This window comes from Flavobacterium sp. 20NA77.7, from assembly GCF_031326205.1.
Taxonomy (GTDB): domain Bacteria; phylum Bacteroidota; class Bacteroidia; order Flavobacteriales; family Flavobacteriaceae; genus Flavobacterium; species Flavobacterium nakdongensis.
In genome coordinates this window covers 44,038-69,579 of sequence record NZ_CP133721.1, presented here as the reverse complement: position 1 = coordinate 69,579, position 25,542 = coordinate 44,038, and the positions used below count along the sequence as shown (strand labels likewise).

Annotated in this window: 19 protein-coding genes; 13 read left to right on the top strand and 6 right to left on the bottom strand. The window is 34.0% G+C overall.

Annotation, left to right across the window (positions count from 1 at the left end):
- Position 1: 1 nt before the first annotated feature.
- From RF683_RS00315 to RF683_RS00255, 13 genes are all read left to right on the top strand, one after another.
- A complete protein-coding gene (locus tag RF683_RS00315) occupies positions 2 to 2,254 on the top strand; it encodes a patatin-like phospholipase family protein (protein WP_309532251.1) in 2,253 nt (750 codons plus the stop codon).
- 63 nt (positions 2,255 to 2,317) lie between these two features.
- The gene (locus RF683_RS00310; protein ID WP_309533173.1) at positions 2,318 to 3,964 is read left to right on the top strand and encodes an amino acid permease; all 1,647 of its coding nucleotides are present in this window, start codon (positions 2,318 to 2,320) and stop codon (positions 3,962 to 3,964) included.
- A 213-nt stretch (positions 3,965 to 4,177) separates the two neighbouring features.
- Positions 4,178 to 5,335, top strand: coding sequence for a homogentisate 1,2-dioxygenase (locus tag RF683_RS00305; RefSeq protein WP_309532250.1), 1,158 nt, complete (start codon positions 4,178 to 4,180; stop codon positions 5,333 to 5,335).
- Between the two features lie 27 nt (positions 5,336 to 5,362).
- Entirely contained in the window at positions 5,363 to 6,526 is a 1,164-nt protein-coding gene (gene hppD / locus RF683_RS00300) for a 4-hydroxyphenylpyruvate dioxygenase (protein WP_309532249.1), read from the top strand.
- A gap of 380 nt (positions 6,527 to 6,906) precedes the next feature.
- A complete protein-coding gene (locus RF683_RS00295; protein WP_309532248.1) occupies positions 6,907 to 7,677 on the top strand; it encodes a DUF3108 domain-containing protein in 771 nt (256 codons plus the stop codon).
- Between the two features lie 6 nt (positions 7,678 to 7,683).
- On the top strand, positions 7,684 to 8,607 hold the full coding sequence (locus RF683_RS00290; RefSeq protein WP_309532247.1) for a tryptophan 2,3-dioxygenase family protein: 924 nt from the start codon (positions 7,684 to 7,686) through the stop codon (positions 8,605 to 8,607).
- Positions 8,608 to 8,626: 19 nt separating this feature from the next.
- Positions 8,627 to 9,856 carry a M23 family metallopeptidase gene (locus RF683_RS00285; RefSeq protein ID WP_309532246.1) on the top strand — a complete coding sequence of 410 codons (1,230 nt, stop codon included), beginning with the start codon at positions 8,627 to 8,629 and terminating at the stop codon, positions 9,854 to 9,856.
- A 3-nt stretch (positions 9,857 to 9,859) separates the two neighbouring features.
- A complete protein-coding gene (pgi, locus tag RF683_RS00280) occupies positions 9,860 to 11,500 on the top strand; it encodes a glucose-6-phosphate isomerase (RefSeq protein WP_309532245.1) in 1,641 nt (546 codons plus the stop codon).
- 107 nt (positions 11,501 to 11,607) lie between these two features.
- Entirely contained in the window at positions 11,608 to 14,379 is a 2,772-nt protein-coding gene (locus RF683_RS00275; RefSeq protein WP_309532244.1) for a TonB-dependent receptor, read from the top strand.
- Between the two features lie 116 nt (positions 14,380 to 14,495).
- Entirely contained in the window at positions 14,496 to 15,935 is a 1,440-nt protein-coding gene (locus tag RF683_RS00270; RefSeq protein ID WP_309532243.1) for a nucleoside recognition domain-containing protein, read from the top strand.
- A gap of 51 nt (positions 15,936 to 15,986) precedes the next feature.
- Positions 15,987 to 16,190 carry a hypothetical protein gene (locus tag RF683_RS00265; RefSeq protein ID WP_309532242.1) on the top strand — a complete coding sequence of 68 codons (204 nt, stop codon included), beginning with the start codon at positions 15,987 to 15,989 and terminating at the stop codon, positions 16,188 to 16,190.
- A 128-nt stretch (positions 16,191 to 16,318) separates the two neighbouring features.
- Complete coding sequence (locus RF683_RS00260; protein WP_309532241.1) at positions 16,319 to 16,867, top strand: transposase; 549 nt, start codon at positions 16,319 to 16,321, stop codon at positions 16,865 to 16,867.
- A gap of 199 nt (positions 16,868 to 17,066) precedes the next feature.
- Positions 17,067 to 18,674 carry a fumarate hydratase gene (locus tag RF683_RS00255; RefSeq protein WP_309532240.1) on the top strand — a complete coding sequence of 536 codons (1,608 nt, stop codon included), beginning with the start codon at positions 17,067 to 17,069 and terminating at the stop codon, positions 18,672 to 18,674.
- Between the two features lie 137 nt (positions 18,675 to 18,811).
- Here RF683_RS00255 and RF683_RS00250 read toward each other — a convergent pair whose 3' ends face one another.
- From RF683_RS00250 to RF683_RS00225, 6 genes are all read right to left on the bottom strand, one after another.
- On the bottom strand, positions 18,812 to 19,975 hold the full coding sequence (locus tag RF683_RS00250) for a class I SAM-dependent rRNA methyltransferase (protein ID WP_309532239.1): 1,164 nt from the start codon (positions 19,973 to 19,975) through the stop codon (positions 18,812 to 18,814).
- 137 nt (positions 19,976 to 20,112) lie between these two features.
- Positions 20,113 to 20,766, bottom strand: coding sequence for a CoA transferase subunit B (locus tag RF683_RS00245; protein WP_309532238.1), 654 nt, complete (start codon positions 20,764 to 20,766; stop codon positions 20,113 to 20,115).
- A 39-nt stretch (positions 20,767 to 20,805) separates the two neighbouring features.
- Positions 20,806 to 21,504: a CoA transferase subunit A gene (locus tag RF683_RS00240; protein ID WP_309532237.1), complete on the bottom strand. Its 699-nt coding sequence runs from the start codon at positions 21,502 to 21,504 to the stop codon at positions 20,806 to 20,808.
- A gap of 4 nt (positions 21,505 to 21,508) precedes the next feature.
- Complete coding sequence (locus RF683_RS00235) at positions 21,509 to 23,827, bottom strand: penicillin-binding protein 1A (protein ID WP_309532236.1); 2,319 nt, start codon at positions 23,825 to 23,827, stop codon at positions 21,509 to 21,511.
- A 3-nt stretch (positions 23,828 to 23,830) separates the two neighbouring features.
- The gene (locus tag RF683_RS00230; RefSeq protein ID WP_309532235.1) at positions 23,831 to 24,310 is read right to left on the bottom strand and encodes a gliding motility lipoprotein GldH; all 480 of its coding nucleotides are present in this window, start codon (positions 24,308 to 24,310) and stop codon (positions 23,831 to 23,833) included.
- A 1-nt stretch (position 24,311) separates the two neighbouring features.
- Positions 24,312 to 25,460: a PSP1 domain-containing protein gene (locus tag RF683_RS00225; RefSeq protein WP_309532234.1), complete on the bottom strand. Its 1,149-nt coding sequence runs from the start codon at positions 25,458 to 25,460 to the stop codon at positions 24,312 to 24,314.
- Positions 25,461 to 25,542: the final 82 nt, after the last annotated feature.

Sequence of the window (25,542 nt, the reverse complement as noted above, 5' to 3'; positions counted from 1 at the left end):
TATGCTAAAGCAAAAAGAGAATAGAGGAAACAAAAAAAAGGTTCACTGTTGTGAATGCTATCTTTATGTATGTCTTTTTATTTTTTCCTTTTTCCTTTTTCCTTTAAGCGGAAACGCACAAGAAACTTTAAAAAAACCAAAAATTGGATTAGTGCTTTCTGGTGGTGGAGCAAAAGGACTGGCTCACATTGGTGTTTTAAAAGTAATTGATTCATTAGGTATAAAAATTGATTATATCGGCGGTACAAGTATGGGAGCTATTATAGGTGGTTTATATGCATCAGGGTACAACGCAAAACAACTCGATTCTATTTTCACTACTATAGATATTGATGCGCTTATTCAAGATTATATTCCTAGAAGTTCAAAATCATTTTTCGAAAAAAGAAATGACGAAACCTACGCGTTTACACTTCCTTTTAATAAATTAAAACTAGGAACGCCTAGCGCCTTATCCAAAGGAATGTATAACTACAACTTATTATCACAACTTACCTATCACGTAAGAAATATTAGTGATTTTAGTAAACTACCTACTCCTTTTTTTTGTATGGCAACAAACATTGAAAATGGTGAAGAAGTTATTTTAGACAAAGGCGTGTTAGCCCAAGCGCTTGTAGCTAGCGGGGCTATTCCTTCTCTTTTTAATCCTATAGAAATTGATAATAAATTATTAATTGACGGAGGGGTTAAAAACAATTATCCCATAGAAAATTTAAAAGCTGCAGGAGCAGATTATATTATTGGAGTTGATGTACAAGATGAGTTAAAAACAAGAAAAGATTTAAATGGAGTAACCACTATTTTATTGCAAATTTCAAATTTTAGTACACTTGATAAAATGCAAGATAAATTAAAGCTGACAGATATTTATATTAAACCCAATATTAATGGATTTTCGGTTTTATCTTTCGATGATGGAAAAAAAATTATAACTATAGGAGAGACTGAAGCTAAAAAACAGATTCAAAAATTGATTTTACTTCAAAACAAAGAATATAAAAAACCTGACTTAGTTAATGAAAACAAAGTCCTTTCAATAAAGGAAATTAACTTTAATGAAACTAAAAACTACACTCGTGCTTATTTACTGGGTAAATTAAAACTTCGCTCTAACTCTAAAATTAACTATTCAGAATTTCAAAAAGGAATTCAAAACTTAACCGCTACCCAAAATTTTAGCTCCATTAAATACCATTTTGATGCCGAAAACCTAAACTTTGAACTTAAAGAAAATCCGGTCAATACGTTTTTAAAATTCGGATTACATTATGACGATTTTTTTAAAAGTGGGGCGTTAATAAATATAACACAAAAGAAAATTATTTCTAAAAATGACGTTTTTTCAGTCGATTTAATATTAGGCGACAATTTTAGATATGATTTAAATTACCTTATCGATAATGGATTTTATTGGAGCGTAGGTTTCAATTCAAGTTTTGTAACTTTTAACAAAAACATCTCAAGTGATTTTGGGATTAGCCAATTATTTAATAGTCCCGACTTACGGACTATTAATTTAGATTATAGTAGTTTAAGTAATCAATTTTTTATTCAAACAATTTTTTCAAAAAAATTCACCATAAGTTTAGGAACAGAATGGCAGCATTTAAAAATGAAAACACAAAATTTTTCAATAAATAATGGTATTATTGAGAATAGTGATTATTTATCTTTCTTTGGAAACATTACACACGACAGTTTTAATAAAAAATATTTTCCCACTAAAGGCTGGTACGTAAAAAGCAACTTTAAAACCTTTGTTTACTCGTCTGATTATTCTGGAAATTTTGATCGCTTCTCCATAGGTAAATTTGATTTTGGTATTGCATTTTCTCCCTTAAAAAAGCTATCTTTTTTAGTGCAAGCTGAAGGAGGAAGCAAAATAGGCACCAACAGTTCTCCTTATTTTGATTTTGTATTTGGCGGGTATGGTTTTCGAGAGGTAAATAATATAAAATCTTTTTATGGTTACAACTATTTAAGCATTTTAGGAAATAGTTATGTAAAAACTTCTGCAACGGTTGATCATGAATTTTACAGAAAAAATCATGTCAATTTTTCCTATAACGCAGCAAATATTGGAAATTTTATTTTTAATGCTACCCAAGATTGGATTAACCGTCCTTCCTATTCTGGTTTTGCCTTTGGCTATGGTTATGAGTCATTTATTGGCCCCATTGAGATTAAATACAGTTGGTCCCCAGAAACAGGAAACAATAATTTATGGTTTAATTTAGGTTTTGTTTTTTAAACCCTTTTTTAAAATCTTTATTTTTTATTAAAAAATCATATATTTGAAAACTAAAAAACTAAAATTATGTCAATTTGGAGAGTAAAACCTGTTTCAGCATTTGAAGCAGACATGAAAAAAAGCGGTTTAAATCGCGTTCTTACACGATGGGGACTTACCTCATTAGGAATTGGAGCAATTATTGGAGGTGGAATTTTTACATTGACGGGTATTGCTGCTCACGATTATGCAGGGCCAGCATTAGCTTTGTCTTTTGTAATTGCCGGTATTGGATGTTTATTTGCTTCTCTTTGTTATGCAGAATTTGCCTCTGTACTTCCCGTAGAAGGATCGGCATATGCCTATGCTTATGGTACTATTGGAGAAGTTTTTGCTTGGTTCATAGGTTGGAATTTAATTCTAGAATACATGATGGGAGCCACAACCGTAGCGGTAGCTTGGAGTGGATATTTCACCAAATTATTAGGTCTTTTTCACGTAAGACTTCCCCTCAGTTTATTATCTGATAAGGCAACAGCCGTAGAAAAATTAAATCATGCAAAAGCAGTAGATGCAGTAAAAGAGTACCTTGCTACTCATACAAATGCTACGTTTGAACAAATAAAAAGTGCATTTGCAAACGCAGAATTTGCTGGTGCTTTTAAAAGTTTGACTTCCCTTAAAGATTTTCAAAACTTTGCTACGGGCGAAGGAGTGGCTAAATTTGCAGAACATTATTCTTCTATAGACTTATCTGGATTGGTTTTTAACCTTCCTGCATTTTTAATTACTTGGTTAATTACTGCTATCCTAGTTAAAGGGATTAAAGAAGCTGCAAAAACAAACAATATCATTGTAATCATAAAAATTGCAGTCGTGTTATTTGTTATCATTGTAGGAGCTTTTTATATCGATACGACTAATTGGGTGCCTTTCATTCCTGAAGAAACCACAACAATAGTTGATGGAGTAGAAAAAATTAATTTTGGATTTGGCGGTGTACTTACTGCTGCAACGATTGTATTCTTTGCTTATATTGGATTTGACGCCGTTTCCACTCAAGCGGGCGAAGCTATTAATCCTAAAAAAGATGTACCTTTTGCAATTATTGCTTCCTTAATTATTTGTACCGTACTATATATATTAGTTTCTTTAGTATTAACCGGAATGGTTCGTTTTGACCAATTAGATAAAGCTGCGCCAGTGGCCTCTGCATTTAGTGGTGTTGGTTTAAAATGGGCAACTTTACTTATTACAGTAGCTGCAACTGCAGGCTTAATGTCGGTAATGTTAGTAATGATGTTAGGACAAACACGTATATTTTTAGGAATGTCTAAAGACGGACTACTTCCTTCGTTTTTTAAAGATTTACACCCTAAATTTTTAACTCCACATAAAAGCACCATTCTAATAGGGTTAATAATCTCTATTGTAGCAGCGTTAACACCTATTGAAAAAGTTTCTGAAATGTGTTCTATGGGAACCTTACTTGCGTTTGCAATGGTGTGTATGGCAGTTATGGTTCTTAGAGTAAAAAAACCAGAATTAGAAAGACCTTATAAAACTCCTGCCGTATATGTTGTGGGAACTTTAGGTGTTTGTTTTAATATATTTTTAATGACTCAGGTTAGAACTGAAACTTGGTATACTTTTTTAATATGGGGTTCGTTTGGTATTATAGTATATTTATTATATAGTAAACGCCACTCAAATCTTGAAAAAGAATCATAAAAAATTAAGCCACTTTTTAGTGGCTTTTTTATTTTTTTTCCGATATTTGTTACACTAAAATAAATCTATGCCTCTTATTTATAAAGATTTATTAGCCTACTTAAAATTCCTCATCAAGAGAAATCCTGAATGAGATGCCTTTTGTTGATTATTGAGTAAAGTTTTTAGAATAGCTTTAAACTTTTAGACTTTAACCTTTTAAACAAAAAAACCATGCCTATTTATCATAAATTAGGAACAATTCCTCATAAACGCCATATTCAATTTAGAAAAGAAAATGGCGACTTATATTATGAACAATTGTTTGGTACTATTGGTTTTGACGGAATGTCAACCAACATGTATCACGAACATAGACCTACACAAGTCAAAGAAATAAAAAAACAATATGATGTAGCTCCAAAAATTGCGAAAGCAAACAATATTCAGTCTTACAGACTAAGAGGGTTTCAAGTAGCGCCACAAGACGATTTTTTAGAAAGTAGAAAAATAGTGTTGACTAATGCTGATTGCCATATTGTATTGGCCGCACCAAAAAAATCAACAACAGATTATTTTTATAAAAACACAGATTCTGACGAAGTGATTTTCATCCATAAAGGAACGGGAAAATTAAGAACCATGCTAGGAAATCTAGATTTTAAATATGGTGACTATTTGGTTATTCCACGTGGAATGATTTATAAAATAGACTTCGACACAGAAGACAACCGCCTATTCATAGTAGAATCCAGAAGACCTGTTTACACGCCTAAACAATATAGAAATTGGTTTGGTCAATTACTAGAACATTCGCCTTTTTGCGAAAGAGACATTCGTCGTCCTGAAGAATTAGAAACACATAATGAAAAAGGAGATTTCTTAATAAAAATCAAAAAGAAAGATGAAATTTTTGATATGATCTATGCCACACATCCATTTGATGTTGTTGGATATGATGGTTATAATTATCCTTATGCCTTTTCTATTCATGACTTTGAACCAATTACAGGAAGAATTCATCTGCCACCTCCTATTCATCAGACATTTGAAACCGATGCGTTTGTAATTTGCTCTTTTGTGCCAAGGTTGTATGACTATCATCCACAATCTATTCCTGCACCATACAATCATAGTAATATTGATGCCGATGAGGTGTTGTATTATGTAGATGGTGATTTCATGAGCAGAAACGACATTGAAGCGGGTCATATTTCATTACATCCAGCAGGCATTCCGCACGGTCCACACCCAGGAGCTGTTGAAAGAAGTATTGGAAAAACTGAAACGCAAGAATTGGCAGTTATGGTTGACACATTTAAACCTTTAATGGTTACAGAAGAGGCTATGAAAATAGCAGATGAAAAATATTATCAATCTTGGTTAGATTAAAATCTAAATCATCAAAAAATTAAAAAAATGTCACAAGAAATAAAATCAGTCGAATACGGCTTAGAAAAAATATTTGAAGGAGCACAAGACTTTTTACCTTTATTAGGAACAGACTATGTGGAACTATATGTGGGCAACGCAAAACAAGCGGCTCATTTTTACAAAACCGCTTTTGGTTTTCAATCTTTAGCCTATGCAGGATTAGAAACAGGAGTGAAAGACTGCGCATCATATGTATTGAAACAAGACAAAATTCGTTTAGTTTTAACAACCGCATTAAACAGCAATTCACCTATTGGAGAACATGTAAAAAAACATGGTGACGGAGTAAAAGTGATTGCGCTTTGGGTTGAAGATGCAAAAAATGCTTTTAAAGAAACAACGAAACGCGGTGCAAAACCTTACTTTGAACCAACTGTAGAAAAAGACGAGAACGGAGAAGTTATTCGTGCGGGTATCTATGGTGCCTATGGAGAAACCGTTTTTATTTTTGTAGAACGTAAAAATTATAACGGCGTATTTTTACCAGGTTATAACGAATGGAAATCAGAGTATAACCCTGAACCAGTTGGTTTAAAATATATTGATCACATGGTTGGAAACACAGGATGGAACAGAATGAATGAAGCTGTAAAATGGTTTGAAGACGTGATGGGATTTGTTAATTTCTTATCTTTTGATGACAAACAAATTACTACCGAATATTCTGCTTTGATGTCTAAAGTAATGAGTAACGGGAATGGTAGAATAAAATTTCCAATTAATGAACCTGCTAACGGTAAAAAAAGATCACAAATTGAAGAATACTTAGATTTTTATGAAGATGAAGGGGTACAGCATATTGCAGTTGCTACTGATGATATTATTTCTACTGTTGCAAAAATGCGTGAAAGAGGAATTGAATTTTTAAGCACTCCTCCTCAAGCCTATTATGATGCAATTCCTGAACGATTAAAAGACCACATGTCTAAGTTTAAAGAAGACATTACTGAACTTCAAAAATTAGGAATTATGATTGATGCGGATGATGAAGGATATTTATTGCAAATTTTTACCAAACCCGTAGAAGACAGACCAACGTTGTTCTTTGAAATTATACAACGAATGGGGGCAAAAGGATTTGGTGCCGGTAACTTCAAAGCACTGTTCGAATCTATTGAACGCGAACAAGAATTGAGAGGAACATTATAATTTATGAACAGAAAAAAGGCTAAAATTTAATTTTTTAGCCTTTTTTTGTTATATTTAAAACAACCTCTATTGTTAAGTTTACAAAAATTCTTAATTATTTTTTTGTATTATTAAATTTTAAGCAATTATTTCAATTATTTTTCTGTTAAAAGTGTTAAAGTTGAATTTTTGTTGAATTTTTCACAACATTGAACCTAATTTTGCATTCGCAATCTGAGAGGTAGTAGACTCATATTGTTATAAGTTTTTCATAATTTATAGTTTTTTGGTTGGTTAATAGCATAAAAACTCAGTCATTTATTTTGACTGAGTTTTTTTGTTTTTGTACTTTTGGAACAATAATTGTTTATACGTGTTTATAATCAATAAACAACTAAAAAATGAAAAGAATTTTTTCGCTTTCCATCCTATTTATTCTAATAAATTCTTTCAACACAGAAGAAATTGACTCCTATTCAATAGGTGAATTTCTTAAATTTCGCATACATTATGGTTTGGTAAATGCTGGTCATGCAACATTAGAAGTAAAAGATGCGACTTTAGCTGGCAAAAAAATGCATCATGTTATAGGAAAGGGTTATACAACAGGAATGACAAAATTTTTTTTCAAAGTAGACGATAATTATGAAAGTTATTTTGACAAAGAAACCAACAAACCTTATGTTTTTATTAGAAAAATTAACGAAGGAGGCTATACTAAAAATCAGCAAGGGTATTTTAACCAAGCAAATAACACCGTTTTGGTAAAAGACTATAAAAACAATACTGAAAAAACATTTAAAGTCCCGGAAGAAGTTCAAGACATCATTTCTTCTTTTTATCACTTAAGAAATCATCCAAAAGTAGACGAACTAAAAATTGACGAATCTATTTCCATTGATATGTTTTTTGACGATGAAACCTTTAAATTTAAACTAAAATTTATTGGTAAAGAAAATATAAACACTAAATTTGGAGACATCAATTGTATGGTTTTTAAACCTTTCGTTCAAGCGGGAAGAGTTTTTAAAGAAGAAGAAAGTTTAACCGTTTGGATATCAGACGACAATAATAAAATTCCTGTTCGAATAAAAGCAAGCTTGGCTGTAGGTTCATTAAAAGCAGATTTAGAAGAATATAAAGGACTGAAGCATCCTATAAAATTTAAATAACACAGCATGTTAACACCTGAGATAAAAGAAAAAATTGATCTTTTAGATGAAAAATTCAAAAATATCAATCAAAAAACAGCCACGCATTTAGAAGGATTGCTTTGGGCAAAACCCATTACATATTGGGATTATATTCAAACAGACGCCTTACTAAACCTTCAAATACAAAGAACCACATTGCCTGACGAAATGGTGTTTGTAATGTACCATCAAGTCAATGAATTGTTGTTCAAAATGATTCTTTGGGAAATTGAACAAGTGTGCCATGCCACCACATTGACTAGGGCTTTCTTTACAGAAAAAATGCGACGTATTTCTAGATATTTTGACATGCTTACTACTTCTTTTGACATTATGGGAGACGGAATGGAGGTAGAACAATACATGAAATTTAGAAACACTTTAACTCCTGCAAGTGGCTTTCAAAGCGCACAATACCGTTTAATAGAATTTTCATCTACAGACTTAATCAATCTTATTGACAATAGATTTAGAGCAACCATTGACAGAAATACACCTTACGAACATGCATTTGAACATTTGTATTGGCAAGCTGCTGGAAAAGATTATCAAACAGGCGAAAAAAGTTATTTAATTCTCGAATTTGAACGCAAATACAAAGCCGAATTTTTACGACATATGGAAACGTATAATACTATAAATATTTGGAAAAAGTTCAAGCAACTTCCCGAAGAAGATCAAAAAAACCCTGAATTAGTTGCTGCCATGAGACACTATGACAAAACCGTAAATATTACATGGGTAATGGGCCATTTTAATGCGGCTAAAAAATATATTGAAAGCGGACATGGTACGGGTGAAGCAACTGGCGGAAGTGATTGGAAAAAATACATGCTTCCAAAATACCAAAAAAGAATATTTTTCCCTGAATTATGGACTAAAGAAGAATTAGACAACTGGGGCGAATAAAAACAAGGAGGGACAACTATTGAACTATATAATTTACATTTTTCTAGCTTTATTAAGCGTTTCTTGCAATCAAAAAAGTGAAACTAACACAACTAAAAAAATTAAAAAAGAGCCCATAATTAAAGATTTCGGCTTTACTTTTAATGATTTTTCAGTGGTTACCGATACCTTGCACGCAGGAGATACGTTTAGCACCATTTTAGAAAACTACAGCTTACCTGACAGCTTAAAAATTCATGATGTTACTGAAAAAATTAAAGACACATTTAATTTAAAAAACATTCGGGCGGGTAAAGCTATTTTCACTTTTTCCGATAAAAAAAATAAAAAAGCACTCAAAGCTTTAGTCTATGTGCAAGACAAAACAAATTATTTAGTAGTCGATTTAAGAGACAGTATTGTTGTTCAACTGAAACAAAAACCAACCATTACAAAACGAAGAACGGTGGCGGCAGCTCTTGACGGCTCATTGTCAGAAACATTAGAAAGAAATAAGGTAAGTGCTACTTTAGCTAATCAATTAGCGCTAATCTATGCCTACACGATTGACTTCTTTAAAATTCAAAAAGGAGATAAATTTGCCGTAACCATTCAGGAAAAATATTTTCAAAATGGAGAATATTTAGGTGTAGATAAAATTGAAGCCTGTTACTTTGAATATAAAGGCAAAAAAATCTATGCGTTTCCATACAAATTAGACGAAAAATATAAAAAATTTGACTACTACGACGACGAAGGAAAAGGACTAAAAAACATGTTTTTAAAAGCGCCTTTAGACTATTTTAGACTAACTTCTCGTTTTACCCGTATGCGATTTCACCCCGTTCAGCTCAGATGGAAAGCACACAACGGTACAGATTATGCTGCCCCACACGGTACACCTATAAAAACTACCGCTACAGGTGTTGTTGAAAAAACAGGCTACACTGCAGGTAATGGTAATTTTGTAAAAGTTAAACATAACGGCATGTATGCAACACAGTATTTACATATGTCCAGAATTTTAGTGAAACAAGGACAACGTGTTTCGCAAGGACAAATTATTGGACGTGTAGGAAGTACGGGATTAGCCACTGGACCTCACGTGTGTTATCGCTTTTGGAAAAATGGCGTACAAGTAGATCCACTTCGACTAAAATTACCAAATACCGAACCCATGTCTAAAAAACAAAAGGGAGCTTATTTAACCTATATTAAACCACTAAAAAAAGAACTAGACGATATTTCCTCAAAAACCTTTAAAGAATAAACTATGGCTTTAGCAAAAATTAATCCCACAGAAACGACCGCTTGGAAGAAATTAAACGATCATTATGCCGAACAAAAAAAACAATCAATAAAAGAATTATTTCAAAACGACAGCAATCGTGCGGCTAAATTTTCAATTGAATGGGAAGATTTTTTTGTCGATTATTCAAAAAACAATTGGACGCAAGAAACGATTAACTTATTACTTCAACTAGCAGAAGAAGTAGAACTAAAGAACGCCATATCAAGTTATTTTTCTGGAGAAAAAATAAATGAAACAGAAAATAGAGCTGTACTACACACGGCTTTACGAAGTTTTTCTAATGAGTCGTTCATTGTTGATGGAACAAATATTACAGAAGACATTCAGCATACTAAAAACAAAATGAAAGTATTTGTAAATGAAGTGCTTTCTGGAGCAAGAAAAGGCTATACAAACCAATCTTTTACTACGGTCGTGAATATTGGTATTGGCGGTTCTGACTTAGGTCCAGCCATGATTGTAGAAGCGTTACAATTTTACAAGTCTTCTTTACAAACCCATTTTATTTCTAATGTAGATGGAGATCATGTACAAGAAATTCTAAAAAAAATAAATCCTGAGACAACACTATTTGTAGTTGCTTCAAAAACATTTACTACCCAAGAAACGTTGACAAATGCAGAAACCGTAAGAAAATGGTTTTTACAACACGCAAATCAAGAAGATGTGGCTAAACACTTTGTTGCTGTTTCTACAAATCTAGAAAAAGTTACCGAATTCGGAATTGCCCCTGACAACATTTTTCCAATGTGGGACTGGGTTGGCGGAAGATTTTCACTATGGAGTGCCGTTGGACTTTCAATAGCACTCGCTGTAGGATTTGACAATTTTGACAAACTATTGCTAGGCGCAACTAAAATGGACTCCCATTTTAAAGAAACCTCGTTTGACAAAAATATTCCTGTACTATTAGCTTTATTAAGCATTTGGCACAATAATTTTTTTGGTGCCGAAACAGAAGCATTGATTCCTTATACCCAATATTTACAAAAACTAGCACCTTACTTGCAACAAGGTATTATGGAAAGTAATGGAAAATCAATAGCAAGAAATGGTCAGCCTGTAAATTATCAAACAGGAACAATAGTTTGGGGAGAACCTGGTACCAATTCCCAACATGCGTTTTTCCAATTAATTCATCAAGGAACAAAATTAATTCCCACTGATTTTATAGGCTTCATACATCCTTTATATGGTGAACAAGACCATCATAATAAATTGATGTCTAACTTCTTTGCACAAACCGAAGCCTTACTAATGGGTAAGACAAAAGAACAAGTTATTGCCGAATTTAAAGCACAAGGCAAAACAGAGGAACAAGTTAAAGAATTAATTCCTTTTAAAGTGTTTGAAGGAAACAAACCTACCAATACCTTATTAATTGATAAATTAACACCTGAAACCTTAGGTGCATTAGTGGCGCTTTATGAGCATAAAATTTTTGTGCAAGGTGTTATTTGGAACATTTATAGTTATGATCAATGGGGCGTTGAACTTGGAAAACAATTAGCTAATTCCGTGTTAAAAGACATCGAATCGGAAGAAATTAGCGCCCATGACAGTTCTACTAAACAGCTAATTAAACGGTTTAAAACGAAATAGATACCAATAAAATCAAGCCTTCCCGCTTGATTTTTTTTTGTTAATATTAAGTTAACATTTATTAAAAAAATTATACTACTTTTGCTGAAAATTTTTAAACTAACAACATGAAAAAAATTAACTTTTTGTTTTTCGCATTGGTAATGATGTTTTCATCAATGGCAATTGCACAAACAACTGTAACTGGTACAGTAGTTGATGATGCTAACAAACCTTTAGCTAGCGCTACAGTAAAAGTAAAAGGAAGTTCAATTTCTGTATTGACTTCAGAGAATGGAAGTTTTAAAATTACTTCTAAAGAAAGTAAAGGAACTCTTGTAGTTTCATTTATCGGTTTTGATGCAAAAGAATATGCATTCTCAGGTAGTCAAGACTTAGGATCTATTTCCCTACAATCTAACACGTCTTCTATTGAAGAGGTAGTAGTAAAAACAACAACAATTGACGTAGCTAAAAACAGAAAAACGCCAGTGGCTGTTTCTACAATTAAAGCTTCTGTTATTGCTGAAAAATTAGGTAACCAAGAGTTTCCTGAAATCTTAAACAACACCCCTTCTGCGTATGCAACTAAATCAGGTGGTGGTTTTGGTGATTCAAGAGTAAACATTCGTGGATTTAACCAAAACAACATTGCGGTATTAATTAACGGGGTACCTGTTAATGACATGGAAAACAGTTCTGTTTACTGGAGTAACTGGGCTGGTTTATCTGATGTAACGAGCGCTATGCAAGTACAAAGAGGTTTAGGTTCTTCTAAATTAGCTATTTCTTCTGTGGGAGGTACTATTAACGTAGTAACTAAATCTGCAGACCAAAAACAAGGCGGAAATATTGGTGTTACAATTGGTAACAACGATTATTTAAAAGCTCAATATTCTTACAACACAGGTAAAATGAAAAATGGTTTATCTGCTTCTGTTTTATTTTCAAGCACTACTGGTAACGGATACGTGGATGGAACTAAATTTGAAGGGTACAACTATTTTGTTGGTTTAGGATATGAAATCAATAAAAAACATGATTTACAATTCATCATTACAGGTGCGCCACAATGGCACAACCAAAGATCTGCTGCGCCAACAATTGCACAATACATTCAATATGGTGTAAATGGTGAACCAAATATTAAATACAACTCTGATTGGGGTAGATTAAACGGGGAAGAATACAGTTTCAGAACGAATTTCTACCACAAACCAGTAATGTCGTTAAACTGGGATTGGAAAATCTCTGACAAAATGAAATTATCTACAGTATTTTACGGTTCTTGGGGCCGTGGTGGTGGATCTAACGGTACAGGCGCTATCAGAGGTAACCAATACAACAATGCTAACTTAAGACTTCCTGATGGAACAATTAACGTTGATTTTATCCAAGCATGGAACCAAGGTCAAGCAGTAACAAATGGTACTTTTGCACCAGCTCCTAGAGCTACAATTGGTGGGTATTATGAAAATAGTTCATCTACATCTAATACGGCTACAAATGGTATTTCTAAAATATCATCTATCAACTCACACAACTGGTACGGAGGTATCATGAACTTAAACACGAAGTTAACAGATAAATTTACGTTAGACTTTGGTGTGGACATGAGAACGTACAGAGGTATTCACTACCAAGTATTAAACGATTTATTAGGTTCTACATTCTATAGAAATGGATCAGGTGTTTCTACTGGAGACATCAATAATCCTAATGAAATTGTTACATGGACTTACAATACAACTCCAAACGGAAATCCATTCTTTAATACAAATTACCAAAAAGCTATCAATTACAACAATGATGGTTTAGTAAGATGGTTTGGTGCCTTTACACAATTAGAGTATGCAACTGAAAAATTAACTGCTTTTGTTCAAGGAGCGGTTTCTCAACAAGGATTTAAGAAAAATGATTATTTCTTGTATTTAACATCTAATCCTTTATCTTCTACAAGCTACAAAAACATTATGGGTGGAAACATCAAAGGGGGTGTTAACTACAACATCAACGAACAACACAATGTATTTGTAAACACTGGATATTACTCAAAACAACCATTCTTTAATGCGGTATATCCAAATAACAAATCGTTAGTTAACGAAAACTTAACCAATGAAAAGATTTTTGGTTTAGAAGCAGGGTACGGATTTAAATCTGCTACTTTCAATGCTAATGTAAATATTTACCACACGACTTGGAAAGATAGATACCAAAGAAGTACTGATGCGGCTCCAACTAACCAAGGGGGTTATTTCGACTTTGCTGGAATCCAAGAAGTACACGACGGGGTAGAGTTAGAGTTTACGTACAAACCATTGAAAAAATTAGACATCAACGGTATGTTCTCTTACGGTAACTGGTATTACAAAAACGATATTACAGCTAACAGATATGATGTTAATAACGCACAAATCGGTACGGGATCAACTTTATATTTAGACGGTGTAAAAGTAGGTGATGCTGCACAAACCACTGCTGCCTTAGGAGCTGCGTATAAAGTAACTAATGGGTTAAAAATAGATGCTAATTACAGATATGCAGATAGATTGTATGCAGCTATTTCTCCTGCTAACTTTACAACTGCTAACAACAAAGGTTCATTACAATTACCTTCATTCGGTTTGTTAGATGCTGGGGTGTCTTATAAAATGGAGTTAGGTAAAAACAAATCTGAGTCATTAAACTTCAGATTTAACATGAACAACGTATTAGACAAAGTGTATATTGCTGAGTCTAAAACAAACATCTTTGCTGATGATAACGTAAGTTCAACAAACCCTTCTTTAGGAACTTATGCTTCTAACAATAGATTATACAATGGTGTAGCTAACGCTAACCAAGTATTCTTCGGATTTGGTAGAACTTGGAACTTAAGCGTTGCTTACAAATTCTAATACAAGCATAAAACATATAGTTAAAAGCGGCTCAATGAGCCGCTTTTTTTATGACTTAAAATCTAAACGTTATAGCGTTTTACAAAAAATAAGTACATTTACAAAAAAAACGACACATGGTATTAAGTAGATTTTGGTTGGTCATTTTTATTTCATCTATCTTTTTTGTGGTAGTGGGTTTGTTTTCTTCACAATATTATTCCATAGATTATGTACTAAATGGCAAACAAGGCGAACCGCTTTTAATCAATGAAAAGTATATAAAAGAAGTACCACAATTTATTCAAGATAGTTTACAAAAAAAAGAAGACAAAACCTATGTTGTTAATCGCAACACAAAAGATGCTGATACCACCTATGTGTACTCCAATCAAACGGTAAAAGTTTACAGCGGCACACAAAAAGCAGACGGTTTATTGCCTATGACAAAAACCAGTTTGTTTGATTTAATTTTGCCTTTAATTGCCTATTTGTCGTTTTTCTGTGGCATTATGGAACTGCTTATCATTTCCGGAGCGTCTGAACGTTTAGCAACAAAACTAAGTCCACTGTTTGCTAAAGTTTTTCCTTCTATCCCTAAAAATCACGAGTCCATTTCGTACATGACGTTGAACTTTTCAGCCAACTTCTTAGGGTTAGATTCTGCTGCAACGCCTTTTGGTCTAAAAGCCATGCAAAGCTTACAAGAATTAAACCCTGATAAAGAAAAAGCCAGCGATGCGCAAATCATGTTCATGTGTTTGCATGCGGCTGGTTTAACGTTGATTCCTACTTCAATAATTGGTTACCGTGCTGCTGAAAACGCTGCCAATCCCGCCGATGTCATGTTGCCATGCATCATTACTTCGTTTGTAGGAACCATTGCTGCCTTTTTATTAGTAGGAATCAAACAAAAAATCAACTTCAAAAGCGCTTCGTTACTAGCGGTTTTAATGGGTGTTATTGGCGCTATCGTAGGGTTGTTATTTTATGTGAACAGTTTAGATTTAATCGGGAAAAATTACTTTACTTCTAACCTTTCCGGACTACTATTAATTCTCATTATAGGTTTCACACTTATCTTTTCCTTTATACAAGAAAAAAAATTCGTGGAACACAAAACTACTATTTTCGACACGTTTGTAACAGGAGCTAACAACGGATTAAAAACAGGCGTAACCATTTTTCCTTATGTGATGGGAATGTTAGTCGCTATTTCCTTGTTTAGAAACAGTGGTTTGTTTGAAATGATAGGCAATGGAATTTCCTTTGCTTTCTCTCACTTAGGTGTAGCCAAAGAAATCACAGATTCACTTCCCGTTGCCATGTTGCGTCCATTTAGTTCAGGTGGTTCGCGTGGCTTTATGATTGATGCGATGAAACAATTTGGCCCAGATTCTTTAACGGGAAGATTGAGCTGTATTTTCCAATGCAGTGCCGAAACAACTTTCTATGTCATTGCAGTTTATTTTGGAAGTATTAATGTGAAAAACACACGCTATACATTAGGAATGATGCTTTTAGTAGATTTAATCTGTGTAATTACGGCGATTTTTGTAGCAAGTTGGTTTTTTTAACTAGTTGATTTCCTGAAAGGTTTTGGAAACCTTGTAGGTGTTTAAATAAAGATGAATTTTTTTGAAGATATAATTATCAATTTAGGACAAGAAGGCATGTACTTCTTTTTTAAAAGACTTGGTATGCTGGCCAAATGGATTTGTTATTCAGGAAAAAAACCATTCACTGAAATTAAGAATGAAAATTGGAATACTAGATTAGGCTTCGCATTGTTTTTAATTATAGTTGGAATAATAATTTATATTGTAAATTAATTCCTCAAAGAATTGAAAAGCTTGCAAGTATCAAAAAAGCAAGTACAAGGTCTAAAAAACACTTTGCAAGTACACACAAAACAATTCTGCAAGGTTTCCAAAACCTTGTAGGTATAAAAAAGCACCCCATGAAATTAGAAGTTTTAGAAAAAGACAAAGTATACCACATTTACAACCGAGGCATAAATAGTGAAACTATTTTTAATTCAGTCGAAAACAAACAATATTTTTTAAAACTTTACTCAAAATATTTAGAAAATAAAGCCGATACTTTTGCTTATTGTTTAATGGATAATCACTTTCATTTTATTATTCGAATTGTAAATGAAAAAGAAATTACTCAAGCTCTTTCGAATCTTTTCAATTCATATGTAAAAGCATTCAATAAACAAAACAACAGAACAGGAAGTTTATTTGAAAAACACTTTAAAAGAATACAAATTATAAATGAAACGTATTTATTAAATTTGATTCAATACGTTCATTTAAATCCTAAGCATCATTTAGATTTGGATTATAAATGTTTTCAGTTTTCATCATATCAATCTATAATTTCAGATAAACCAACTAAGTTGTTAAGAGAAGAAGTAATTCAATTATTCGATTCTAAAGATAATTTTATTTATTGTCATGATTTTAAAAATGAAATTTTGTCTGAAAAACATTTGTTTGAATAAAAAACCTATTTCCTCCTGCAAGGTTTCCAAAATCTTGTAGGTATCAAAAAACACCATGAAACTATAAGTGTAGAAACAAACAAACCTACAAGGTCAAAAAAAGACTTTGCTGGTTTGAAGCTTATCTTCAAAACAAACCTACAAGGTTTTGGAAACCTTGCAGGTTATTTGTAACTTTACCTTTCAAAACACACACATAATGGACTTTTTATATCAAGATCCGTATCCAATTCTAAAAGACGATACGGAATACAAAAAATTGACTTCAGATTTTGTAAAAATTGAGCAACTTGGCGACAGAGAAATCTTAGTGGTTGACCCAAAAGGATTAGAACTATTAGCGCAAGAAGCCATGGACGACGTTTCGTTTATGTTGCGTTCATCCCATTTGCAAAAATTAAGAAACATTATCGAAGACCCAGAAGCAACAGACAATGATCGTTTTGTAGCCTACAACTTATTACAAAATGCAGCTGTGGCAATTGAAAGGCAATTACCTTCTTGTCAAGACACCGGAACAGCTATTGTAGTGGCTAAAAAAGGAGAAAATGTGTATACGGGAGTTGATGATGGCGAATGGTTATCAAAAGGGATTTTCAATACATACCAAAATAAAAATCTTCGTTACTCGCAAATTGTTCCGATTTCGATGTTTGAAGAGAAAAATTCAGGTTCCAATTTACCCGCACAAATTGATATTTATGCGAAAAAAGGAAATTCGTATGAATTTTTATTTTTAACAAAAGGTGGGGGTTCGGCGAACAAAACGTTTTTATATCAAAAGACCAAATCGTTGTTAAATGAAAAATCGTTAGACGAATTTGTTCGTGAGCGCATTATGGATTTAGGAACAGCGGCTTGTCCTCCGTACCATTTGGCTATCGTTATCGGTGGAACTTCTGCGGAAGCGAATTTAGCAGCTGTGAAAAAAGCATCCGCTGGATATTATGACAACCTTCCCACTACTGGAAATATGTCGGGTCAGGCATTTCGTGATTTAGAATGGGAAAAAAGAATACAAATCATTTGTCAAGAAAGTCAAATAGGAGCACAATTTGGCGGAAAATATTTAACACATGATGTACGTGTCATTCGTTTACCTCGTCACGCAGCTTCTTGCCCGGTGGGAATGGGCGTTTCTTGTTCGGCAGATAGAAATATCAAAGGAAAAATCACGAAAGATGGAATTTTCTTAGAACAATTAGAAACCAATCCAGGTCAGTTTTTACCTGCAACGGCACCTCATTTAGAGCCAGCAGTTGAAATTGATTTGAATAGACCGATGCCAGAGATTTTAGCAGAGTTATCTAAATACCCAATCAAAACCCGTTTGAAATTAAACGGAACGTTAATTGTAGCTCGTGATATTGCGCATGCAAAAATCAAAGAATTATTAGACGCTGGAAAACCAATGCCAGCGTATTTCAAAAATCATCCAGTATATTACGCAGGTCCAGCAAAAACTCCAGACGGTATGCCTTCAGGAAGTTTTGGGCCAACTACCGCAGGAAGAATGGACGTGTATGTAGACGAATTCCAAGCAGCTGGTGGAAGCATGATCATGTTAGCCAAAGGAAACCGAAGCAAAGACGTAATGAATGCATGTAAGAAATATGGAGGCTTCTACTTAGGTTCTATTGGAGGTCCTGCTGCCATTTTAGCGAAAGAAAATATCTTATCGGTAGAAGTGGTTGATTTTGAAGAATTAGGCATGGAAGCCGTTCGTAAAATAACCGTGAAAGATTTCCCAGCGTTTATTATTACAGATGATAAAGGGAACGATTTCTTCTCGGCATTGAGTCATTAAGAATAAAGAGAAAAGAAGCAAGAAAAAAGAAAACCTGTAAGTGATAAACTCGCAGGTTTTTTATTTTATGGATACCTCCAAGGTGAAAAAAAGACCTTGCAAGATGTTAAACTAGTTATGAACTCCACAAACAAAACCTACTCCACAAACAACACCAATCCCTTCAAATAATGCCCTTCTGGGTGGTAAATATTCGTTGGATGGTCGGGTCCTTGCTCTAATTTGTGTAATACTCTGATGTTTCTGCCGGTTTCTATGGCAGCTGCGGCAACGGTGTTGTAAAACAACACATCGTCAATCACTTGTGAGCACGAAAATGTAAATAAAATTCCGTTAGGTGCTAAGGCTTTTAATCCTGCTATATTTAAACGTTTGTAGGCTTGTGTTGCGGTATGCTTGCTTTTGATGCTTTTCGCGAAAGCGGGCGGATCTAATACAATCACGTCGTATTGCTGCGTGTGTTCTTTCATAAAGTTGAACACGTCGTCAGCTACTGCTTTATGATTAGCGTTTGGAAAATTCAATTCCATATTACTTGCTGCTAAATCTACTGCCTTTTGAGAAATATCAACTGAAGTAACTAATTCAGCTCCAGCATTCATGGCATAAATGGAAAATCCGCCTGTGTAACAAAACGTATTTAATACTTTTTTGCCTTTTGAGAATTCGCCTAATAATTTTCGATTTTCACGTTGGTCCAAGAAGAAACCTGTTTTTTGACCTTCTACCCAATTTACCGAAAACAAAATGTTGTTCTCTTTGGCAACGGTTTCGGCTTTGGTTCCGAACAAGAAATAATCGGTTCCGGTATTCGGTAACGTTCCTGAACTTTTACAATAAATAGTTTCGCAATACGCCGAAAAATTAGCTTGTATGGCTTTAGCGATTTGTTCCATTTGAAGAAAAATACCAGTAGAATGGGCTTGAATAACCCAGTTTTTATCGTAATAATCAATTATTAACCCCGGAACACCATCGCCTTCTCCGTGGATTACTCGGAACGCATTTGTAACTTCTAAATTCAATAATTTTAAACGTAATTTCCAAGCCGATTGTAGTTTGTCTGCCCAAAAGCTATCAGAAAAAGTTTCCGTAGCAAACGTCAAAATTCGGACCACAATACTTCCTTTATCGCTGAAATAACCAGTGCCTAAATGATTGTTTTGCGAATCGACTACATCTACCATTTCGCCGTCGTTTATTTCACGACTCACGCCATACACCGCACCGCTGAAAATCCATGGGTGGCGACGTTGTATCGATTTTTCTTTACCTGATTTTAGAATTACTTTTGCTCTCATTTTATTTTTAAGACGGGTATTGTTTTTATTGTCATTTCGAACAAAGTGAGAAATCTCATAATCTTTAACGATATGTGATTTCTCCTCGCAAAGCGCATCGAAATGACATTAGATTGAAAATGAAAAGATTTGATTAATTATATACTCATTTCCGGAATGTTTCCTTCAATGATTAAGTCAGCTTCTGTGGCTTTAATGATGTCTTCTACTGAAACGCCTGGTGCACGTTCTAATAATTTAAATCCTTTAGGTGTTACTTCTAAAACAGCTAATTCGGTAACTACTTTTTTCACACAGCCTACACCAGTTAAAGGTAGTGTGCATTGCTTTAAGATTTTTGATTCGCCTGCTTTATTTACGTGCGTCATAGCAACGATAATATTTTCAGCCGAAGCTACTAAATCCATAGCACCACCCATTCCTTTTACCATTTTTCCTGGAATTTTCCAGTTGGCAATATCGCCCTTTTCAGAAACTTCCATCGCACCTAAAATCGTTAAATCTACTTTTTGTGCGCGAATCATTCCGAAACTAAAAGCAGAATCAAAGAAACTTGCTCCTGGCAATGTAGTAATCGTTTGTTTTCCTGCGTTGATAATGTCGGCATCTTCTTCTCCTTCAAAAGGAAACGGACCCATGCCTAAAACCCCATTTTCTGATTGAAATTCGACCGAAATATCCGTTCGAACATAATTCGCAACAAGCGTCGGTATTCCAATTCCTAAATTTACGTAATACCCGTCTTTTACTTCTTTAGCGATTCGCTTAGCTATATCTTCTTTTGATAACATAATTTTTTCTTTTACTGAGCACTAAAAACTGAATACTGATTACTTTTGTCTAACTGTTCTTTGCTCAATTCTTTTTTCAAATTTTTCCCCTTGAAAAATACGATTTACCATAATTCCTGGGATATGAATTTCATTTGGATCTAATGTTCCAGCTGGGACTAATTCTTCTACCTCAGCAATTGTAATTTTAGCGGCTCCAGCCATTGGTGCATTAAAGTTACGAGCGGTTCCTTTGAAAACAAGATTTCCTGCTTCGTCGCCTTTCCAAGCTTTTACGATAGAAAAATCGGCTTTGTAGGCCAACTCCATTACGTGCATTTTTCCGTTGAATTCGCGTGTTTCTTTCCCTTCGGCAACTTCTGTTCCAAAACCTGCTGGTGTAAAAAACGCAGGAATTCCGGCTTGTGCAGCGCGGCATTTTTCAGCTAACGTTCCTTGTGGTGTTAATTCTACATCTAATTCGCCTGAAAGCATTTGACGTTCAAATTCGGCATTTTCACCTACATAAGAAGAAATCATTTTCTTAATTTGACGCTTTTGTAGCAATAATCCCAATCCGAAATCATCTACGCCTGCATTGTTTGAAATACAGGTTAAATTGGTAACATTTTTGGCTACTAATTCGGCTATACTATTTTCTGGAATACCACAAAGACCAAAACCGCCTAACATAATAGTCATGCCATCTTGAATGCCTTCTAAAGCTTCTTTTACGTTGTTTACTTTTCTTGAAATCATATTTTTAATCTAATCCTAATTCATTTGCGTCGGGTTGTGCGTCAATTGGTGCGCCTGTAGAGTCTACTGCTGTAGAATCATTTGAAACAGGGCTTGATTTACAATCTACTTGTATAGAAAGATTTTCTGGTCGTTCAAAAGGTTGATTGGAAACTTTTAAACTTGTATCTGCATAACATTTTCTCATAAAAATTCCATAAATAGGTAAGGCCATCGTGGCTCCTTGCCCCATATGAGTTTCTTTAAAATGTGCTGATCGATCTTCGTTTCCTACCCATACCCCAGCGGCTAAATTTGGTACCATACCAATAAACCATCCGTCTGAGTTGTTTTGTGATGTTCCTGTTTTTCCTGCTACTGGTCCTCTAATATTATAAGGCACACCTGTTAAGAAATTTGATGGCGAAGAAGCTGCCCAACGTAAACGCGAACCTGTTCCAGACTCGGTAACGCCTTCCATTAATTTTATTACAGAATAAGCCACGTCTTTGTTTACTACATCGTGAGATTCTGGAGTTGCTTGATAAATTACTACACCATTCTTATCTTCAATACGCGTAATTAATTGTGGTTTAATATACACCCCTTCATTTGCAAAAGTACTAAATGCTGCTACCATTTCTGAAACCGTAATTTCTACAGCGCCTAGTGCAATTGCTGGTCTATTTGGTACATTTGCCGTAACACCTAATTTTTTAACCATATCTACAACTGCCGGAGCGCCCACTTCGTGAATTAAACGAGCTGAAACAGTATTTATTGAATTAGCTAATGCTTTTTTAAGTGTAACTAAGCCTCTGTATTTTCCATCTGAGTTTTTTGGTGTCCAATCTTTTTCGTTATTGTCGCCTTTTAAAATTGTATATGGCGCATCTAACACCATATCGCAAGGTGATTTGCCTAATCGGTCAATACAGGTTGCATACACAAATGGTTTAAACGTAGATCCTACTTGTCTTGCTCCCTGGCCCACATGGTCGTATTGGAAATATTTATAATTGATGCCTCCTACCCAAGCTTTTACATGACCTGTTTGTGGTTCCATAGCCATCATACCTGCTTGTAAAAAATGCTTGTAATACAAGATGGAATCTTTTGGTTTCATGATGGTGTCTCTTTCGCCTTTCCAAGTAAAAACTTTCATCTTGGTAGGCACATCAAATGATTTGACAATTTCAGATTCTTCTTTACCGTTAATGCTCATCACACGCCATCTTTCAGAATTTTTCATGGCTTGTTTAATGATTTTATCTGTCTCTTGTGGCGTAATGTCTAAAAACGGAGCGTTTGGATTGTCTTTTTGTCTTCTAAAAAATTCTTTTTGCAAATTAGCCAAATGTTCGCTCACGGCTTCTTCTGCATATTGTTGCATACGAGAATCAATAGTCGTGTAAATTTTTAAACCATCTGTATAAATATCATATTCATCACCATCGTCATTTGGGTTGTTTTTTACCCATTCTTTTAATTCTTCACGAATGTATTCTCTGAAGTACGTTGCCATTCCTTCTGAATGACTTTCGGGCTTAAAATTAATTTTAACTGGTCGTTTTTTTAATACTTCGGCAATTTCTTGCGTAATGAATTTATTTTTTACCATTTGATCAAAAACGGTATTTCTTCGGTTTAAAACTTTAGCGCGTCTTTTTTCTTTAGTAGGGTTAAACAATGCAGGGTTTTTTAACATGCCTACAAACAAGGCACTTTCTTCAATGGTTAAGTTTTTTGGTTCTTTGTTCATGTAAATTTTAGCAGCCGAACGAATCCCAACAGCTCCATTTATAAAATCTACTCTGTTTAAGTATAATGCGATAATTTCTTGTTTGGTGTATTGTCTTTCTAGTTTGGTAGAAATAATCCATTCTTTACATTTTTGAATGATTCTAAAAAGTCTAAATTTAGACCCCTCACCGTGAAATAAGTTTTTAGCTAACTGCTGTGTAATTGTACTTGCACCTCCGCCTCTTCCTAAACTCGCTACTGCTCTAAGTGTGCCTCTTGCATCAATTCCTGAGTGTTCATAAAAACGTTCATCTTCTGTTGCAACCAGTGCTTTTACTAAATGTTGGGGTAAATCTTCATATTTTACAGGGGTTCTGTTCTCCTTATAGAACTTTCCTATTGTTTTTCCATCAGAAGAAATTATTTCTGTAGCAATATTTGTATCTGGATTTTCTAATTCGTCGAAAGAAGGCATTTTACCAAAAAAGCCCCAAGATGCTAGTAAGAAAAACAAAAATACTCCTCCAAAAGAATAGAAGAATAGTTTCCAAAACCTTCTCACGTAATCTGAATAATCTACTTTGTTATTTTTAGTAGCCATATCTTATTTTGTTTTTTCAATTCTAAATCCAACTTCTGTAATCCCTTCTAAATCCTCTAATCCGCTTACTTTTCCTGTTTGTCTTAATGCGTGTTCTAAGGTAACGGTATAGGTGCCCATTTTTGAAAAACTAAAATTTTCTTTATACCACAACTTACTCTCTTTAATATCAGAAAACCCAACCCCTAAAAGTGAACCATCCGGATTAGTCATTTGGTATTCCAACGTATCTACCAATATTTTTCCGTTAGGTTGATTGAGTTTTGCGATGACAAATAGATTATTGTACGGATAATCGTTATTGTTTCTAATGTTAATAAAGAAATTATATTTTGAAACCGTATCTTTTTGTTCAAACGTGAAACTTGCCTTATCGTTCTTTTTCCATGTGCCATCAAATTCTCTATATTCATCGAATATTTGTTGTTTGTCACAAGAAAACAACACAAAAACAATGCCTAAAAAAGCTATTTTGGAAAACATTTTATTCATTTCTATCTTTACTAGGTTTTCTTCTTTTTTTGTTTTTGTTTTTCTTTTTAGGTTGGTCAAAACGTGTTAGGCTATCTTGTCCTACCACATTTTGGAAATTTTGCTCTGGATTAGTTGTTGTGGTTTCAAAAACATAATCTTCTAGTTGTGCAATTTTTTTACCCTGTTTGTTTAAGGCTACAATTTCCATAGCTTGTTCAGCTTTTATAACGTGCCAATTGGCAGGGCTAGACGCGTAAGAAAACCATGTCAACCCCTTAAAAATATCTAATTTTTGACAATAAGCATCCCCGTTTTCTGTTTGAAGTTTTGTTTCCATATCTGGAAATCCTTTCAACGCATCTAAATAAGTGTCTAGTTCATAATTTAAACAGCATTTTAGTTTGCCACATTGTCCTGCTAATTTTTGCGGATTCAAGGATAATTGTTGGTATCTTGCTGCTGAAGTATTTACACTTCTAAAATCTGTTAACCAAGACGAACAGCACAATTCTCTCCCACAAGAGCCAATTCCTCCTAAACGTGCTGCTTCCTGACGGAAACCGACTTGTTTCATTTCGATACGAATTTTAAATTCGGCAGCATAGTCTTTAATCAATTGACGAAAATCAACTCGGTCGTTTGCGGTGTAGTAAAAAGTAGCTTTAGAACCGTCTCCTTGAAATTCAATATCTGAAATCTTCATTTCAAGGTTTAAAGCAATAGCTAATTCTCTCGCTCTTACTTGAATTGCTTCTTCTTTGTTTCTTACATCATGCCAAATGTCAATGTCTTTTTGAGTGGCTTTACGGTAAATTTTTGGTAACTCTCCTTTAAAATCAACCTTCTTTTTGGTCATTTGTACGCGGACTAATTCACCAGTTAGAGAAACTATACCAACATCATGTCCAGACGAAGCTTCAGTAGCAACGACATCGCCAATTACAAGTTGTAATTTTTCGTTGTTTCTAAAAAACTCTTTTCTTCCGTTTTTAAATCGAATTTCTACACAATTGAAAGGTTCTTGACCTCCTGGAAGTGTCATATTAGTTAACCAATCGAAAACCGTTAATTTATTGCAGCTATCGGTGCCGCAAGTCCCATTATTTTTACATCCTTTTGGTGAGCCCGACCCACCAGTAGAACAGCTTGTACATCCCATAATTATATATATTGATCATCTTGTGTTAAACAAGACTACTTGTTCCTAATTCTATTTAGAGGGTAAAGATAGTATTTTTCAA